Raw genomic sequence first — 16,472 nt, 5'->3', positions numbered from 1 at the left:
CACTTCCACTTCGAGCGGTCCACGGACCCGTTCGTTGCGAAATCATGATGAACTTCCGGCCGCTCCCAGGCTGCAGCGGGTCGCAGTGCGCGCGGAAGTCCGCGAGCACCGGTAGCATTGTCGCGCCAGCCTCTGTAGCTCAATGGAAGAGCAGTTGCGTCCTAAGCAAACGGTTGGGGGTTCGAGTCCCTCCAGGGGCACCAGTTCTTCGGTGCATCGCAGCGGCCGCAATCCCGCGCTGGCACGAGTGGGTCCGTAGGATCGGACCATGACGACGATCTTCGACGAGCAGCATCGCCCGGAGCCGCCGCTCGGCGAGGATGAGTGGTCGACGTTGAACGGCTTCCTCGACTTCCACCGGGCCACACTCGCCTGGAAGGTGTCAGGGCTCAGCGCGGGTGACCTTGCGAAGACGCTGTCACCCAGCACAATGACCCTCGGGGGCCTCGTCAAGCACCTCACGTACGTCGAGGACGACTGGTTCGGCGTCGTCCTCCTCGGTGAAGAGCCGCGCGAACCGTGGGCCTCGATTGATTGGAAAGCCACGCCCGACTGGGAGTGGGACACCGCCCGCGACAGCGAGCCCACCGAGCTCCTCGCAGCGTGGGAGGCGGCCGTGTCGCGGTCACGAGCCGCGGCCGAGCGCGCCTTCCAGCTCGGCGGCCTCGAGCACCCCGCGGCGAGCGGCTTCTCGGACGGCCGCATCCCGCGGCTGCGGTGGATCCTCATCCACATGGTCGAGGAGTACTCGCGGCACAACGGGCACGCCGACCTGCTCCGCCAGGCGATCGACGGGAGCGTCGGCGAGTAGGGACTCCGGCTCCCCGCTGCACACACGTCTCGGCGAGGATCGCCTCCTACCCTTGCGGACATGACCTCATCGCAGACCTGGCTGATCACCGGCGCGAACCGCGGACTCGGACGCGCCCTCACCATCGCCGCACTCGATGCCGGCCACGACGTCGTCGCGACGGCCCGCGGCCAGCACTCGCTCCCGGCGCACGAACACCTGCTGGTGCTGTCGCTCGACGTCCGCGACCGAGCCGACGCGTTCGCGGCGGTCGACCGCGCCACCACCCGCTTCGGCGCGATTGACGTCCTCGTCAACAACGCCGGCTACGGGCTCATCGGGGCTGCCGAGGAGGTCTCGGAGGAGGATGCGAGGGGCATCCTGGACACCGACCTGCTCGGCCCGCTCTGGCTCAGCCAGGCGGTGCTGCCCGGGATGCGCGAGCAGGGATCGGGGCACATCGTGCAGATCTCGACGGTCGGCGCGGTTGGGACCATGCCGACGCTCGGCCTCTACAACGCGGCGAAGTGGGGCCTCGAGGGGTTCAGCGAGGCCATGGCCGCCGAAGTCGCCAGCTTCGGGGTGCGCGTCACGATCGTGGAACCCGGCGAGCTCCGCACCGACTGGGCCGGCGGCAGCATGCAGTTCAGCGAGCCACTGGCCGCCTACGACGAGCTGCGCACAAGCCTCTTCGGGACGCCGCAGGTGCCGTGGCCGTCTGCGTCGGCCACCGACGAGCCGCAGGCCAGTGGCACCTCGCCCGCGGATGCCGCCGCAGAGATCCTCGCGCACGTCGCCGACCCGGATGACACGAGAGTGCGACTGCTGATCGGCGACGACGCCCCACCACAGGTGCACGCCGCCTTGGGCGCGAGGCTCGACGAGTATCGCCGCGACCCCCGCTTCCCTGGGTGACGGCCCCGAGGGCGAGGCCGCACCGCGGGGTCGGGATCAGGCCTCGTCAGCCACGCGGATCAGCACCTTCCCGACCGCGCCACCCTCGACAGCGTCGTGCGCCGCCGCGGTCTCCTCGAGCGGGAACCACGTGATGGGCAGACCTGCCGACTCCCCCACGGGCAGCGCACCGTCGATGAGCGCCGCCGTCACGTCCTCGGCGGCCGCGTGCAGCGCATCCGGCCCCACCGTGTACAGCAGCAGTCCCTGCCAGCGGACGTTCTTCGCGAAGCTCGCGATGATGGGCACGGTGAACTCGTCGCCGTTGTTGTTCGCGTAGTAGGCGATGCTGCCGTGATTCGCGATGACCTCGACGTCGAGCGCCGCATTCTGCGTCGGCGCGACCTCCACGATGTGGTCGACGCCGTTCGGGGCGAGCTCCTGGATGCGCTCGGCGAGCGCGGGGTCGGGGTAGCGCACCACGTGGTGGGCTCCGGCAGCCCGAGCCAGTGCCTCCTTCTCGTCACTGCTGACCGAGGTGATGACCGTCGCACCTGCCCACGCCGCGAGCTGGATCGCCGCGTGCCCGACCGCGCCGGCGCCACCGTGCACGAGCACCGTGCGGCCGGTGAGCGCCCCGGGCGAGAGACGGGCGGGGCCGTGCTCGTGCACGGTCAGCGCCCGGTGCGCCGTCATGGCCGGCACGCCAAGGCTGGCAGCCACATCGAAGTCGATGCCCTCGGGCAGGGCGACGATCCGATCGGCGGGCAGCACCGTGAACTCCTGCGCGGTACCCGTCGGGCGCTCGTGCGCCGCGAGGTAGAGCCAGACGCGGTCGCCGACCGCCAGCCCCGTCACGCCCTCGCCCAGCGCATCCACGACCCCGGCACCGTCCTGGTTCGGGACGACTTCGTCGAAGCCGAGTGCGCTTCCGGCTCCGCCTCCCTCGCGTGCCTTCCAGTCCGTCGGGTTCACGCCCGAGGCGACGACCCTGATGCGCACCTCCCCTGGCCCCGGCTGCGCGACTTCGCGCTCGACCAGGGAGAGGACGTCGGAGGGACCGGTGGATGCGTAGACGATTGCCTTCATACCAAGGTCCAGCACGGCCGAGGCGCGAGGTATTCCCCGCTCGGCGAGCCTCCTCGGCCGATTTCCGCGCTCAGCCTGGTTCCCTGGCAGAAGCAGTGACACGATGGCGTCATGAGCAGCGACGACGATGTTCGGCGATTGGCGCTCGCGCTCCCCGAGACCGAGGAGCGCACCGCGTACGGCACTCCGGCGTTCTACGTCGGGAGGAAGATGTTCGCACGCTTCCACGATCAGCCCGGAGTGCTGGTGTGCTGGCGCGCCGATCTGGGTGAGCGCGAGGCGCTCCTGCAGGGCGAGCCGGAGGCGTTCTTCACCACCCCGCACTACGACGGCCACCCGAGCGTGCTCGTGCGGCTCGAGGCCGTGTCCGCGGCGAGACTGGGCGAAGTCCTGCAGGAGGCGTGGCGGGCGAGGGCGACGAAGCGCATCCTCCGCGACGCCGACGCCGACACCGACACCGACTAGGGGCGGTCGCGTCCTTCTCCGACAGTGGCGACCGAGAGCCTTATGATCAGCGGATGGTCAAGGTCATTGCAGTCATCCGTCCCGTCGCGAGCGAGACGATCGAGGCGGAAGCCGACTCCTACGAAGAAGCGAAGTCGAAGATCGAAGCCATGGTGCCGGAAGGGTACGAGCTGCTCTCGGTCCGCTCGACGAAGTAGGCAGCACTGGCGCCCCCCAGGGGTGCCTGGCCCGTGGAGACCGCTGGTTCCGTCGACGAGAACGGGCCCCGTCAGCGCTGGGAAGCGCCGACGGGGCTCGTTCTCTGCGGAGAACCCCGCAGTCGGTGTTACGGGCGCAGCGGGTTCGGTCCGCTCGAGCCGCGAGCCACGAACAGGTTGAGCAGGTTCAGGAACCCGATCGCCCCGACCTGGAGCGCCGCCGTCTCGAAGACGCGGAACGTCGGCGAGGCGGGAATGGTGCCTCCCGCTGGCAGCGGCACGCGCACGCTGCTGAACGGATCCTTCGACGATCCGTCGTTCTGCGCGTTGATCGTGATCACGAGGACGTTCGTGAGCGCGCTGAACAGCGACGACAGCAGGTTGTTCAGCGGCGTGAAGATCGCGTTGAGCGTGCCGTTCGGAGCGAGCAGGTTGCGGACCGTGCCCGCCACGACGCCCGCAATCCCGCCGAGGAGCGTGCCGAGGATAGGCGTGAGGTTGAGAGTGACCAGGGCAACACGGATCACTGCCGTTGCTCCGCCCGTCGGACCGGCCAGGAACTGTGCAAGCGTGCCGCTGATGTTGACGGTCGTGACGCCTCCAAGCACGCTCGCCGTGATGGAGATCGCGATCGAGCCCGCGAGCCGCGTGATGATGTCCTCGACGAGCGTGTTGAGCGCGGCGACGACGGCGTTGGTGGGCAGTGCCAGGTCGGCGAACAGGCGGGTGTTGGCTGGCAGGTTGTTGAAGGTCTTGCCATCCGGCGTATTGAGCAGCGTGGCGAGATCGACCGTGACGGTGCCGGCGGTGAGGTCGAGGCGAAGCGGCGAGTTCGCCCCGCCGATGGGCGCAGCGGTGAGGGCCGCGAGATCCACGGTGGCAGAGACGTTCAGCGCGGCGGCGCCGCCGAGCGCGGCGACCAGTCCGCTGAGGAGCGGGATACCGGCGAGGACGTCGAAGATCGCCTGGGTGCTGACGGGGAGGTTGACCGGAATGGTCGTCTGGAGGGCCGTGCCGAGCGCACCGACGACTCCCGAGGTCACCTTGGCACGCAGGTGGCTGAGGATGTACTGGCGCTGGATGCCGCCGGTCGGTGGCTGCACGGTGACGGGCGGGGCTGTTGCACCGCGGAACGCCTCCGAGACAGAACCAGTGGTGGTGTTCGGCGCCGGCGGCGTGCCGACGACGGTCTGCGGCGGGACGCACAGGACGTTCGCCTAGGTGCGGCCGGCCACCGCCCCGATGTCGAGGTCGAGGTCGGTCAGCGAGTTCAGGAGGTCGGCAGCGACCGGCGAGCCGATGAGAGTGCCGAGCTGCGTGAAGACCTTCGTGAGGTCGAGGTTTCCGAGCGTCAGCTCGCTCTGGGCGGGAGTCAGGGCGATGAGGCCGTCGTTCGCGACCGCGCCGCTCGAGCCGTCCGTCGTGCCGTACTGGTTCGCGTAGGAGCGCTGGTTCAGGAGGCCGAGCGACTGGGGCCCCGTGACGATCTGGAGCACGCCGGAGAGCAGGTCGATGACTCCGTCGAGCGGCGACGTGTTGTCGGCCTGGACGGTGTTCCCCGAGAGCTGCGTCGGGGCGCCCGTGAGACCGGCCAGCAGCCCGCCGAGCAGCTCCGTGCCGAGCAGCGTCCCACTCAGGAGGCGACCGTTCGAGCCGGCGTTGAACAGGGTGCCGGTCGGGAGGCAGCCGGCGGTCGTCAGTGACGCGGCGGCGAGGGGCGCGGATGCGGCGGCAACGACGAGCGGTGCCGTCCAGGCGGCGCCGGCGACGATGGAGCGACGTGTGACGGTCCCGGTGCGTGTCGGAGTCGCCGCGAAGGCACTCGGCACCTGCGGGGTCTGGGCAGATGATTCTTGGGATGTGCTGGGCATTCGGCGGCACTCTTTCGCTGGGGGGACGAATGGCAGTGGGACCACGTGCGTCGGAGACGCTGGGTACTTCGACTCCGAAATCACGCGCTAGGACAAGAACATAGCGCAGTACCACAGCGTCCTGGAGTCTGATCCACATATCCGCGTCACACGTGGTGATTCACCCGGATATTCACCCATCTCAACCAACCGAACGGTGAGGGACGTGAAACAGTGCCCTAGTCGAACATCCCGTCGAGCAGTCCGCCGATCATGAGACCGCCGAGCACACCCCCGACGACGTCCCCCATGTCGCCACCACGTCGACCCCCGCGACCGCCGTACCCGCCCTGGTATCCGCCACCGCGCGGCTGGCCCCACTCGTCGTAACCCTGCTGCTGCTGTGGGCGCGACTGGTCGATGTCGCGCTGCGCGAGCTGCAGCGCCTCGCTCGCAAGCGAACCCGCCCGCCGTGCAAGCGACAGGGCCTGCTCACGCTCCTCCTCACCGCCGCGGTAGCTGACGAGCTCGTTCCGGATGCGCTCGGCCTCGGCCAGGCGCGTCCGCGGCGCGGACCCGATCCACCCTCGGTGCCCGGAGATCACGTCGTTCGCGACGGCGATCTGCCGGTCTGCGTCATCGATCGCCGTCGCGACCTGCGCCTGCGACGGGATGGGGCGCGCCGCTCGATCCCTCGCCTTCGCCACCGCCTCGTCAAGCCCCGTGTTCGCAGCCCGGAGTCGCGAGAGCGACGCGAACGGGTCGGTACGCTCACCCGCCGGAGGGAGCGAGGCGAGCGCCTCTGTGAGCCGCTCGGCTGCCTCCTCCACCTCGCGACTGCGCGGCACGTCTCGCGCCGCGACGAGGTCGCCTCGGGAATCGGCGATGACCGCGGCGAGCGTCGACTCGGCACGAAGCGCCTCGATCTCGTAGTTCTCGACGGCGTCGAGCAGCGTGTGCACTCGGCGCACGGCCTCCGTCGATGCCTCGAGCGCGAGCCGGGACTGCTCGTTCTGGCCCGCCTCGCGTCGACGCAGCGACACGTCGGCACTGTGCTCGGCGAAGGTGAGCAGCTGCGCCGCCTCCGCCGGGTTGTCGCCGACCTGGTGAAGTGCGGCATCCGAGTACCGGAGCGCAAGCCGATCGATGCTCGCCTGCGCGTCAGGGATGCGCGCCCGGAGACGCTCCGAGTCGCGCTTGACGCCCTCCAGCACGGCTGGGGTCTGACGAACCACCGCGACAGCCTCTTCCAGCACAGAGGACTTCTCCTCGAGCAGGCCCATCGCCCACTCGCAGATCTGCACGATGCGCGCGTTCCTGGTGCGCAGCTCCTCTGGCGTGTCCGGGATGTCGTCGACGTTGAGCTGATTGAGATGGAACGCCTCGCCCATGTACTTGCGCACATTGACGAGCGTGTCCCTGAGGTCCTGCGTGGCACCCGAGCCGAGCTCGGCCTCCGCGAACGACAGCTCGTCGTTCATGAGGCGGATGCGCTCGTCGGCGTCGACCAGCGCCACTCCCGCCTTCATCGCCAGGTCTTTGTCGTGAGCGTCGATCTCGGCCTGCTGCGCTTGCTTCGCGCGGCGAGCGCGCCCCCAGAATCCAGATGCCATGCCGCAGATTCTAGTTGCGCGTCACCGGGCGAAGCTGTCGATGTTCACCGCCGGCGGAGCGCCCCGCAGCCCGGCTCAGTACCAGATGCCGGGAGCGGGCTCCGGCGAGACCCGCAACAGGCGCGCGGCCTGAGCGCTCGCCCCGTCCGTCACCTCGCTGAGCACCCCTGCTGCGCGAAGCGCGGCGGGTGCGACCCCACCGAGCAGGAGCGACGAGAGGGCATCCACGCGCAGGCGCACCGCAGGCACCGCCTCCGGGAGGCGGTCGACCGCTTCGACGCTTCCGGCCCCGTCCGAGCCGACCGTGAGGAGGAACGACCCGTCCGCGAATCCGAGCGCATCCTCGACCTCCAGGCCGAGCACTCCAGGCGACGCGTAGCTTCGCGCCTCCAGCGCCGCCTTCACATCGAGGATCCGCAGCCACTGGTGATCCGTCGTCGTGACGCTCGCAGCCCGCTGGTCACCGAGCATCCACCTGACCGGCTCGTCGACGGCGACGTGCTCCGCCTTGACGGTGGAGACGAGGTCCGCCTCGAGGAAGAAGCGCCAGAGGGCCGCGTACGCGTCATCGCTCACCGAGCGGAGGAACTCGACGCTCAGCGTGTGGCTCGCGTAATCGTTGTCTCCGCCCTCGTACTTGAAGAGCGCCGCCCCCTGCAGCTCGCCGGACTCCGACGTATAGGTGACGGCTCGGAGCTTCTTGCCCTCACCCTCCTCGTCGTGCACCGTTCCTGCGAGGCGCGGCCACATGCCGTCCCAGCCCTCGATCTCGCCGACCGTCGACGTCCGGGCGGTGTCGAAGAGGCCCGCGATCTGCTCCACCCACTGCTCGCGGCTGACGTAGTCGACGCGACCATTCGGCGTGGGGCCGCTCCATCGAACGCGACGGGTGTCGATGCTGAGGTTCGCCGCGAAGGTCGCGGGCCCGAATCCGAAGCGCCCGTAGATCGTCGACTCGGAGACGGTGAGCGCCGCGAGCGGAATGCCCAGCGCAGCCGCCGTGCGCAGCTCGCCTTCGAGCAGGTTCCTGGCGATCCCCCGCCTGCGGCGCGCCTGCGAGACGGTGACCGAGCTGATGGCCCACACGCGCAGCTGGGTGCCGCCTGGCAGCGTGAGCTCGGCTGGCCACGAGCTCGTGGTCGCGACGGGCTCATCCGCCTGGGGAGCGGAATCGTCCCAGACGCCAGTCGTGCGCCGGTAGCCGAGCGATGCCCGCATGCCCTCGAGGTGCTTCTCGCTGGGCTCTGCCGCGAGGAACCCGCGCAGGTCGGCCCGCGCCCACGCGGCGAAGCCAGCTGCGTCGCTCGCGTCCAGCGTCTCGTAGCGCAGGCCGGACTCGGCGAGCTTCGCCTTCGAGGTCTCGTCGATCGGGAAGCGCGTGAAATCTTCAACTGCAGACATGCCTCCAGCGTAGGTCCCGCCCGTCAGCTACGTCCTGAAGGCGGTCTGGCGCGGCGATTCGAGCCGGCGCACCGGTGCCGCACTGGACCAGGCGGAGGCCACGTGACATTATCTGCGTATGCATGCAGATAAGCAGACATCGACGGGTGCCTCGCTCGGTCCCGCTGACACCGCACCGCTCGTCGAGCTGGACAGCCCCACCGTCGAACTCGCGGCCGAGGTCTTCGGGATGCTCGCCGACGCCACCCGCGTGCGCATCGTGCTGGTCCTCAGCACCGGCGAGCACGCCGTCAACGACCTCGCCGAAGCCGTCGGGAAGACGCCGGCGAGCGTCTCGCAGCACCTCGCGAAGCTGCGACTCGCGAGGATCGTCGCGACCAGACAAGAGGGGACGCGCGTCTTCTACCGGCTCATCAACGGGCACGCCAGGCGTCTCGTCGCGGATGCCATCTTCCAGGCCGAGCACTCCGTCGCCGGAGTCGGTGGCGCCGACGCCATCCCGCCGCATCACCGGAACGACGACGCGCGCGGACCGGTCACCGCTGGGGACTCCGATGCGTGACCTGCTCGAGAACCGGGCGTTCCGGCACCTCTTCGGGGCGCAGGTCGTCGCCCTCGTCGGGACGGGCCTCCTCACGGTCGCGCTCGGCCTCCTCGCGTTCGACCTCGCAGGCGGCGACGCCGGCATCGTGCTCGGCACGGCGCTCACGATCAAGATGATCGCCTACGTCGTGGTCTCCCCGGTCATGGCCGCGGTGACGAGCCGGTGGTCGAGGAGGCGAGTTCTCATCTCGGCCGACCTCATCCGGGCCGCCATCGCTCTCGGGCTGCCGTTCGTGGGCGAGGTCTGGCAGGTCTACCTGCTGATCTTCGTGCTGCAGGCGGCGTCGGCGACCTTCACGCCGACGTTCCAGGCCGTGATCCCCGACGTGCTCCCGGACGAGCGCCGCTACACACGCGCACTCTCACTCTCCCGCCTCGCCTACGACCTCGAGGCGCTCGCAAGCCCCGTCCTCGCAGCCCTCCTGCTGACGGTCGTCACCTACAACTCCCTGTTCGTCGGCACCGTCGTCGGCTTTCTCGTCTCGGCAACCCTGGTCGCCGCGACCAGGTTCCCGAGCGTCGCGCTCGCCGCGCCAAGCCCCTTCCTCGCTCGACTGACCGCGGGCATCCGGGTCTTCTGGCGCAGCCGCGACCTCAGGGCGCTCCTGGCACTCAACCTGGCGGTCGCCGCCGGGACGGCGATGGTCATCGTCAACTCCGTCGTGCTCGTGCAGGCGCAACTCGGGCGGCCGCAATCCGACCTCGCCGTGCTGCTCGCGTGTTCCGGTGCGGGGTCCATGCTCGTCGCGCTCGGCCTGCCGCGCGTGCTGGAGCGAGTCTCCGACCGCAGGGTGATGCTCGCAGGTGCCGCGCTGGTCCCCGTCAGCCTCCTCGCTGCGGCCGGCGCCCTCTCGACGTCGAGCGAGCTGGGGTGGATGCTCGCCCTCCCGGTGTGGGCGCTCCTCGGCGCGGCCACCTCACTCGTGCTGACCCCGTCGTCTCGCCTCCTGCGCCGGGCGGCGTCGAGCGATGAGCGGCCGGCCGTCTTCGCGGCCCAGTTCTCGCTCTCGCATGCCTGCTACATCCTCTGCTACCCGGCGGCGGGTTTCCTCGGCGCCTGGCTCGGACTCGCGCCGACCGCCGTGGTGCTCGGCGGGGTCAGCCTTGTCGCGACGGTCGTCGCCGCGCTGACCTGGGCAGGTCGTGGCGCGCACGATCGACGCCCGGAGCCCGCCCAGGTCTGAGCTCGCGCCGCGCTCGGTCTCGGTCTCGGGATGGGAAAGTCGCTTCTTTGCGGGAAACTTCCCAGCACGAAGCGACTTTCCCATCCCGAGAGGCACGGCCCATCCCGAGAGAGAGAGGGGCCTATCCCGAGAGAGAGGGGCCATCCCGAGAGGGAGGGGGGATGCGCGGCGCGGCTGGGCCCGTCTCAGGCCCGCAGCTGTCCCACACCCGGCGTTTGCGGCTTCGACCGCGCGGCCGCGATGATCTGCCTGGCCGCGACATCCGCACCCGCAAGCAGCGGCGACGGCTTGCCCGGGGTCGCCCCGATCGCGCTGCCAGGCTGCGTGCTGAGCGCCGGTATCCCGAGCACGACGACACGCTCGTCCACGGAGCCGTCGCCGCGCACGAGGTTGAGGCCTGGCGCGTGATCGTCCAGTACTGCCCCGGTCGCCTCCATGCTGTCCGTCTCCACGTCGACACCGTCCCGCGAGCGCCGCGTGTGCACGCGGGCGCGGCCTGAGTCGAGCAGTGCTCGGAGCAGCGGGTCGTTCGTGGCGGGCACCTTGCCCTTGGACATGCGGGGCTCGATGAGCGCGCGGGCCCGGACGACGGCGCCGGTGATCGCCGAGCGGGCGACGAACTCGCCTGCTGCCTCGTCGAGGGAGACCTCGGTCTCGGGCCCGGTGAGGTGGAGGATCCCGGCGTCGATGAGCGAGAGGACCTCGCGGGTGCGCCCTGAGGGCGGGCCGGATGCGAGGAACAGGCCGTCGGCGTTGAACCACCCCTCGAAGTCCAGCACGGCGGATCGCCCTTCGAGGACGCCGGCGGCGGAGAGCCGTCCGGCCTGGCCTCGGAGCGCGCCCATCGCGCGGTTGACGGCGGCGCGCGGGTGCGTGTCCGGTGCGGACATGGAGCCGAGCTCCGCTTCGACGAGCTGCGCGACCTGCCGCGCCCACTGCTCTGCCGTCACCTGCTCGCCTCGCGTGGGCCGGCGGAGGGAGTCGATCGTGAAGGCGTGCGCTCCATCGTCCAGGTCCTGGTCGATCGATGCGGTGAGCACCTCGTCGAGAGCGGCCACGTCCTGCGCCCGGTCGAGTTCCTCGAGGGCGGCGTCCAGCGGCACCAGCATCGCTCCCGGGGCCCAGCCGGCGAGTGCCGTCAGGTACGCGACGGCGAACTCGCGGGCGATCGCGGGCCACACGTCTCGGCGGAAGTCGAGCGATGCCGGTTCCGCCGCGGCGAGCGCGTCGAACCAGGCACGGTCGGCGAGTCGGGCGGAGAAGGGTGTCGCCTCCGCCCAGCCGTCAGCCTTCGCACGGTACGGCACGCCGCGGCGCGAGCCTGCGTGCAGGAGCGGCTCCCGGCCGGAGGGCAGGTAGCGCAGTCGGCCCCTCTCGTCGCCCGCGATGGGCTCGAACCTGCCTCCGCGGCCCGCCGTGAGCACGGCGACGACATCGAAGAAGTTCGCGCCGAGGCCGCGGACGATGACGTCCTCGCCCCCGGGCACGACCGCCCAGTCCTGCTCGGCTGGCATTCCCGGTGCGATGTAGACGAGGCCCCGCTCGCGAGCGGCTCGCTCGAATCGCTCCGTCTCCTCGCTCGGCAGCGCCTGCACCATGCCCTGGGCGAGCACCACGACCGACGCCGTCAGCTCGGTGCCGTCGGAGAGGACCACGGTGCGCGTTGCGGCACCGTCGCCACGCACATCCACGGCTGTCCCCTCGATGCGAGTGACGCTGACGTACCCGCTCGCTTCGGCGGCCTCCAGCTGCTCGCGGAAGTAGATGCCCTGCAGGCGTCTCGAAGGGAAGCTCCCGGGCCGGACGGCTCGGGCTTCGTCCAGGACCCACGGGGTGGGGTGCTCGCCGCGCTGCACGATCGCCTCCGCCCAGTCGACGAGGTCTGGGCCTGGCACCACGGGCCCGGACATCCTGGTCGACTCGTCGGCGTGGATGGTCGTCGAACCGGACGTCGTGTTGTTGAGGAACTCGGCCGGCTGGTCGATGCGCCAGGTCGCCCCGGCGCCGACGTCGATCGCGTCGACGATGGCCAGGTGGATGCGCGTCGCGGGCCGGCGAGCCGCCACCCGGAGCGCCGTGGCGACGGCGCGCGGCCCTCCCCCGACGATGACGGCGTCGAACATCAGATGCGGTACTCCAGGTCGTCCTCGACGACGGGGCGCACCTCGACGAAGCCTTCGCGCTCCTCGACCGTCACGCGCAGCCCGTAGACCTGCTTGAGGGTGTCCTCCTGCAGCGCCTCGGCTGGCGTGCCGCTCTTGATGATCGTGCCCTGGTCGAGCATGACGATCTGGTCGCAGAAGCGGCCGGCGTGGTTGAGGTCGTGGATCGCGATGAGCGCCGTGATGCCCTTCGTGCGCGTGATGCGGCGCACGATCTGCAGCGTCTCGATCTGGTAGCGCAGGTCGAGGGCGCTGGTCGGCTCGTCGAGCAGCAGCACCTTCGGGTCCTGCGCGAGCGCCCTGGCCACGAGCACACGCTGCGCCTGCCCTCCGGACAGCTCCGACATGTTGCGGTCGACGAGCTCGTCGAGGTTGAGCAGCGTGATGGCGTCCTGCACGTGGCGCCAGTCCTCGGCACCGGGGGCCATGCCGTAGTGCGGGGTGCGGCCGAGGAGCACCGCCTCCCGCACGGTCAGATCGAACGGAGCCTCGCCGGACTGCGGCACGTAGGCCACCGTCCGAGCGTGCTCGCGCCTCCCGAGGCTCAGCACATCCGTGCCGTCGAACGTGACGGTGCCCTCGCTGGGCTTGTGCACGCGGGCGATGACCTTCGTGAGCGTCGACTTGCCGGAGCCGTTGGGGCCGAGGAGCGCGCAGAACGTGCCGTCCTGCACCTCGAGGCTCACACCCTTCAGCACCTTGTGCTTGCCGTAGGCGAACTCGATGCCGTCGATCGTCAGGCTCATTTGAGGGCCGTCTTCCTCGTGAGGATGAGCTGGATGAAGATGGGCGCGCCGATGAAGGCGACGACGATGCCCACGGGGATGACGGCGGGCGCGAGGATCGTGCGCCCGACCGTGTCGGCGACGAGCAGCAGGAGGCCGCCGGTGACCACCGAGAACGGGATGAGGTAGCGGTGGTCCGCGCCGATGATGAGGCGCGCGATGTGCGGCCCGACGAGGCCCACGAAGCCGATGACGCCGCAGAAGCTCACGATGACCGCGGCGAGGACAACCGCCACGATGATGAGCCCCACGCGAAGCGCCTGCACGTTCACGCCGAGGCTCTTCGCGGCGTCGTCGCCGGCGAAGGCGACGGCGTTGAGGTCCTTCGCGAACCACAGCACGAACGGGATCGTCGCGAGCACCAGGATCCCGACCGTCTGCACGTCCCCCCAGGTCGCGTCGTTCACCGAGCCGAAGGTCCATCGCACGATCGCCTGCAGCGTGTTCTCGTTGGCCGTGAACTGCAGGGCGGCGGTGAGCGCCTCGAAGAGCTGCGTGATGGCGATGCCGAGCAGCAGCAGGGTGGCGATCGCCATTCCCTTGGCGGATGCGAGGCCGAGCACAAGCGCAGACACGGCGAGGGAGACGACCAGCGCGCTCGCGATGATCGCCCACGACGGGAGGGTCGTGCCGCCCGCGATGGTGATCGCGAGGGCTGCGCCGAACGCGGCCGCGGGCGAGACGCCGAGGGTGAAGGGGCTGACCAGGGGGTTGCGCAGCAGCCCCTGCATGAGCACGCCGGACAGCGAGAGTCCCGCGCCGGCGGCGAAGGCCAGCAGCACACGCGGCAGGCGCAGCTCCGTCACGATCGAGAACTTCTGGGCGAAGTCGTTCTCGAGCGTGCCGCCGAAGATCGACAGCACGACCGCGGCCCAGACGTCCCCGAATGTAACGCCCGCCGTGCCGATCGTGACGGCGGCGATGATCGCGAGCGCGCTCACGATCAGGCCGCCGACGATCGCGAGCCGTTTGACGTTGGCGCGCTTGCGCTCGCTCGACGCGACCGCGTTCTGCTCGCCGGCCGAGCCTGTGCCGGCCTCTGGTGCCGCGACCGTCACTACGCGCCCGCCTGGTACTGCTGGATGTACTCGCTTGCACCGGGGAAGTCGGTGTCCTGGAAGTCGACGACCCAGCGCTCGAGGAACTCGTCGGGGTTGACGTCGGAGAACTCCTCCGGGTGCAGCCACTTCGCCAGGTAGAGCGCGCCGATGGACTTCGCGACGGCGCTGGTCGCCCATCCGTTCGCGAGGTACACCTCACCGTTCTTGATGGCGTCGACGTTCGACCAGCCCGGGCGGGCCGTGATCTCCGCGCCGAGCGAATCGAAGCGCTCCTGGCCTGTCGGCGTGGCGCTTGGTTCGAACTCGTGCACGATGACGGCGGGGTTGCGGGTGACGACCTCGGCGGGGTCGACCGTGATCTCCTCCTGCTCGTCACCGCCGCCCGCGGCGTTCTCGAACACGTTGGTGCCGCCGGCCGCCTCGATGATCGCGTGGAAGCCGGAGCCGGGGAGCACCGTCAGGTACGGGTCGACTGTCTCCCAGTACACGGGCACGGGCTCGACGCCCTCGGTGCGCTCCGCGACGACGTCGAGGATCTCGCTCGAGAAGTCGGTGACCGCCTGCGCGCCCTCTTCCTTCTGGAAGACCTGTCCGAGGAGGCTCACGGTCTCGTCAAAGACCGCGTAGTCCCACGCGGTCGCGACGACGACGGGGATGCCGAACGACTCGAGCTGCTCTGCAGCCTCACGCCAGACGGCGTTGCGGGGCATGATGACGACGTCGGGGTCGAGTTCGGCGACCGCCTCGTAGTTGATCTGGTCGAGGCCCTCGGCGATGACGTCTGCCTCGTCGACTGGCAGGTACGGGAGGCGGTTGATGGAGGCGCGGTCGACGCCGACGACCGTGTCGCCCGCGCCGATCGCACGCACGAACTCGTTGCCGTAGCTGTTGAGCACGACCGCGCGCTCGACGGGTCCGTCGATGGTGACCTCGCGGTCCTGGTCGTCGATGACGGTGATCGTCTCGGCGTCGGCCCCGCCCTCGGGGGTGACGGTGCCGCAGCCGGTGAGCAGCAGCGTGCTGGCGACGAGGGCCGCGATGGCGGCGGGAAGTCGACGTGCGATGGGCATAGGGGAACCTCTCGGTGGCTGGGGGTGCAGAAGAAGGTGCGAGGAAGAGGGTCGGGATGCTCAGCTGGCGGACGCGGCGGACGCGGGCCAGTTGGGCTCGCCGAGGCTGAGCATGAGGCGGTTCGCCCACGCGAAGAACGCGGTCGACCCGACGAGGTCGAACAGCTCGGCGTCGTCGAGGCCGAGAGCACGGAGCTCCTCGATCTGGCTGGGCGTCGCACTCGGGCGCAGCGTCGAGAGGCTGGCCGCGAAGCGGATGATGGCGGACCAGCGTGCATCCTGCTTCGCACTCAGCGCCTCGAGCGCGGTCGGCTGCCAGTTCGCGTCCCTCGGCAGGCTCGCGTCGATGACCAGCTGGACGTCGTCGTGACGCTTCGACTGGAACGTCGCCTTCCGCGAATGCACGGACGCGCAGTAGATGCAGTCGTTGACCTTGCTGGCGACCGCCGCCGCGAGCTCGCGCTCGGCACGCGGCAGTCCGTCCTTGCTCAGGAAGACGGCGTTGTCGATCGCGCTGCGCGCCTTCAGCACGGCGGGAACGCGGGACAGGAGCCTGAAGTAGACGCTGTTGGTGGTGGCCTTCGCGGCGAAGGAATCGACCTGCTCGGGAGTGAGCTCGTCCTCCGCGGGAGCGGCGATCCACGGCGACCACTCGAGTTGCTCTTGGGTGTACGCGGTCGGCTTCTGCAGGCCGGAGATCGTGCGTCCGCTCAGGTCCTTCGAGCGGCCGGCCGCGACCGTCGAGCGCGCAGGCGCATCCACCCGCTCCGGCGACCGGCCTGCGAGGAGCGCGTCGCCGTCGAGCACGCGCGCGAGGTAGCTCTCGAACGCGACGAGCTCGCTCAGGAGCACGATCTCGTCAGGGGTGACGCCGGTGAGCGGCAGCACGTGCTGGTCCTCGTGGGTCGCGAGCGCCGGCGACACCGTGATGAGGTCGACGTGCTCGACAAGCGCACGGAGCTTCGGGTCGGCGGGCAGCTCGTCGCCGACGAGGCGTGCGTCCGCGCCCTGCGCGAGGTGCCACTCCGCGAGCTGGGCGTTGCCCTGCCAGCGGGCCACCGTGCGGGCGAACCCGTGCAGAAGCGTGGCTTCGAGCGCCTGGGGTGCCTCGTAGAGCGCCGAGTAGGCGGCGAGCGTCTGCTCGATGACCTCGGGCTTGGCTGCCGTCAGCGAGGCGATCGACTCGGGAACCGTCGGGGAGATGCGCACGTGGGGGTCCTCAGCAGTGGAGTTCGGGGGAGATCAGATACCAAACTGCCACCACCGGCGGGGCCCCGTGCAATTGCGTTACCCCGCATGAACTCGACG

At 70.2% G+C, this 16,472-nt stretch carries 14 protein-coding genes, 1 tRNA gene and 1 pseudogene; 7 read left to right on the top strand and 9 right to left on the bottom strand.

Annotated features, from left to right (window positions below; genetic code table 11):
- The first annotated feature begins 128 nt into the window (after positions 1–128).
- The 3 genes from ACQFZP_RS01485 (at position 129) to ACQFZP_RS01475 (ending at position 1,705) form a co-directional block, all read left to right on the top strand.
- Positions 129–203: transfer RNA gene (locus ACQFZP_RS01485), tRNA-Arg, on the top strand.
- A 65-nt stretch (positions 204–268) separates the two neighbouring features.
- A complete protein-coding gene (locus tag ACQFZP_RS01480) occupies positions 269–811 on the top strand; it encodes a DinB family protein (protein WP_211890112.1) in 543 nt (180 codons plus the stop codon).
- Between the two features lie 60 nt (positions 812–871).
- Entirely contained in the window at positions 872–1,705 is an 834-nt protein-coding gene (locus ACQFZP_RS01475) for an SDR family NAD(P)-dependent oxidoreductase (RefSeq protein WP_249311994.1), read from the top strand.
- A gap of 36 nt (positions 1,706–1,741) precedes the next feature.
- Here the strand turns inward: ACQFZP_RS01475 and ACQFZP_RS01470 are convergent, their stop codons facing one another.
- Positions 1,742–2,773: an NADPH:quinone reductase gene (locus tag ACQFZP_RS01470; RefSeq protein ID WP_211890111.1), complete on the bottom strand. Its 1,032-nt coding sequence runs from the start codon at positions 2,771–2,773 to the stop codon at positions 1,742–1,744.
- Between the two features lie 111 nt (positions 2,774–2,884).
- On the opposite strand from ACQFZP_RS01470, the gene ACQFZP_RS01465 reads away from it, so the two are divergent.
- Positions 2,885–3,238 carry an MmcQ/YjbR family DNA-binding protein gene (locus tag ACQFZP_RS01465; protein WP_211890110.1) on the top strand — a complete coding sequence of 118 codons (354 nt, stop codon included), beginning with the start codon at positions 2,885–2,887 and terminating at the stop codon, positions 3,236–3,238.
- 53 nt (positions 3,239–3,291) lie between these two features.
- Complete coding sequence (locus ACQFZP_RS01460) at positions 3,292–3,435, top strand: hypothetical protein (protein WP_167516459.1); 144 nt, start codon at positions 3,292–3,294, stop codon at positions 3,433–3,435.
- Positions 3,436–3,563: 128 nt separating this feature from the next.
- Here ACQFZP_RS01460 and ACQFZP_RS01455 read toward each other — a convergent pair.
- The 3 genes and pseudogenes from ACQFZP_RS01455 to ACQFZP_RS01445 form a co-directional block, all read right to left on the bottom strand.
- A pseudogene (locus ACQFZP_RS01455) lies at positions 3,564–5,306 on the bottom strand (choice-of-anchor G family protein).
- 218 nt (positions 5,307–5,524) lie between these two features.
- On the bottom strand, positions 5,525–6,898 hold the full coding sequence (locus tag ACQFZP_RS01450) for a hypothetical protein (protein ID WP_211890107.1): 1,374 nt from the start codon (positions 6,896–6,898) through the stop codon (positions 5,525–5,527).
- Between the two features lie 75 nt (positions 6,899–6,973).
- Entirely contained in the window at positions 6,974–8,299 is a 1,326-nt protein-coding gene (locus tag ACQFZP_RS01445; RefSeq protein ID WP_211890106.1) for a GNAT family N-acetyltransferase, read from the bottom strand.
- Between the two features lie 118 nt (positions 8,300–8,417).
- Between ACQFZP_RS01445 and ACQFZP_RS01440 the strand changes: the two genes are divergently transcribed.
- Positions 8,418–8,861, top strand: coding sequence for an ArsR/SmtB family transcription factor (locus ACQFZP_RS01440; protein WP_211890105.1), 444 nt, complete (start codon positions 8,418–8,420; stop codon positions 8,859–8,861).
- Complete coding sequence (locus ACQFZP_RS01435; RefSeq protein WP_211890104.1) at positions 8,854–10,086, top strand: MFS transporter; 1,233 nt, start codon at positions 8,854–8,856, stop codon at positions 10,084–10,086. Before ACQFZP_RS01440 ends, ACQFZP_RS01435 begins: the two co-directional genes overlap by 8 nt.
- A gap of 185 nt (positions 10,087–10,271) precedes the next feature.
- Here the strand turns inward: ACQFZP_RS01435 and ACQFZP_RS01430 are convergent, their stop codons facing one another.
- Genes ACQFZP_RS01430 through ACQFZP_RS01410 form a run of 5 tightly spaced genes read right to left on the bottom strand, consistent with a single transcriptional unit; the run spans position 10,272 to position 16,373 of the window.
- Complete coding sequence (locus ACQFZP_RS01430; protein WP_211890103.1) at positions 10,272–12,209, bottom strand: FAD/NAD(P)-binding protein; 1,938 nt, start codon at positions 12,207–12,209, stop codon at positions 10,272–10,274.
- Complete coding sequence (locus ACQFZP_RS01425; RefSeq protein WP_104253794.1) at positions 12,209–12,994, bottom strand: ABC transporter ATP-binding protein; 786 nt, start codon at positions 12,992–12,994, stop codon at positions 12,209–12,211. The genes ACQFZP_RS01430 and ACQFZP_RS01425 overlap by 1 nt, the downstream gene beginning before the upstream one ends.
- Positions 12,991–14,091, bottom strand: a complete 1,101-nt coding sequence (locus ACQFZP_RS01420; RefSeq protein WP_211890102.1) for a FecCD family ABC transporter permease — start codon at positions 14,089–14,091, stop codon at positions 12,991–12,993. The genes ACQFZP_RS01425 and ACQFZP_RS01420 overlap by 4 nt, the downstream gene beginning before the upstream one ends.
- A complete protein-coding gene (locus tag ACQFZP_RS01415; RefSeq protein WP_211890101.1) occupies positions 14,091–15,164 on the bottom strand; it encodes an ABC transporter substrate-binding protein in 1,074 nt (357 codons plus the stop codon). The genes ACQFZP_RS01420 and ACQFZP_RS01415 overlap by 1 nt, the downstream gene beginning before the upstream one ends.
- Before the next feature lie 60 nt (positions 15,165–15,224).
- Positions 15,225–16,373, bottom strand: coding sequence for a peroxidase-related enzyme (locus ACQFZP_RS01410; protein WP_211890100.1), 1,149 nt, complete (start codon positions 16,371–16,373; stop codon positions 15,225–15,227).
- Between the last annotated feature and the right edge of the window lie 99 nt (positions 16,374–16,472).

It is taken from the genome of Pseudoclavibacter sp. Marseille-Q434 (genome assembly GCF_050315415.1).
Taxonomy (GTDB): Bacteria; Actinomycetota; Actinomycetes; order Actinomycetales; family Microbacteriaceae; genus Pseudoclavibacter.
Note: the sequence above shows the minus strand (reverse complement) of the source record. Positions and strands in the feature narration are given on the sequence as shown.

Bases quoted from the DNA above. Each gene is read 5' to 3' on its own strand.
- ACQFZP_RS01480 (WP_211890112.1), top strand. From the start codon at position 269: ATGACGACGATCTTCGACGAGCAGCATCGCCCGGAGCCGCCGCTCGGC.
- ACQFZP_RS01475 (WP_249311994.1), top strand. From the start codon at position 872: ATGACCTCATCGCAGACCTGGCTGATCACCGGCGCGAACCGCGGACTC.
- ACQFZP_RS01470 (WP_211890111.1), bottom strand. From the start codon at position 2,773: ATGAAGGCAATCGTCTACGCATCCACCGGTCCCTCCGACGTCCTCTCC.
- ACQFZP_RS01465 (WP_211890110.1), top strand. From the start codon at position 2,885: ATGAGCAGCGACGACGATGTTCGGCGATTGGCGCTCGCGCTCCCCGAG.
- ACQFZP_RS01460 (WP_167516459.1), top strand. From the start codon at position 3,292: ATGGTCAAGGTCATTGCAGTCATCCGTCCCGTCGCGAGCGAGACGATC.
- ACQFZP_RS01450 (WP_211890107.1), bottom strand. From the start codon at position 6,898: ATGGCATCTGGATTCTGGGGGCGCGCTCGCCGCGCGAAGCAAGCGCAG.
- ACQFZP_RS01445 (WP_211890106.1), bottom strand. From the start codon at position 8,299: ATGTCTGCAGTTGAAGATTTCACGCGCTTCCCGATCGACGAGACCTCG.
- ACQFZP_RS01440 (WP_211890105.1), top strand. From the start codon at position 8,418: ATGCATGCAGATAAGCAGACATCGACGGGTGCCTCGCTCGGTCCCGCT.
- ACQFZP_RS01435 (WP_211890104.1), top strand. From the start codon at position 8,854: ATGCGTGACCTGCTCGAGAACCGGGCGTTCCGGCACCTCTTCGGGGCG.
- ACQFZP_RS01430 (WP_211890103.1), bottom strand. From the start codon at position 12,209: ATGTTCGACGCCGTCATCGTCGGGGGAGGGCCGCGCGCCGTCGCCACG.
- ACQFZP_RS01425 (WP_104253794.1), bottom strand. From the start codon at position 12,994: ATGAGCCTGACGATCGACGGCATCGAGTTCGCCTACGGCAAGCACAAG.
- ACQFZP_RS01415 (WP_211890101.1), bottom strand. From the start codon at position 15,164: ATGCCCATCGCACGTCGACTTCCCGCCGCCATCGCGGCCCTCGTCGCC.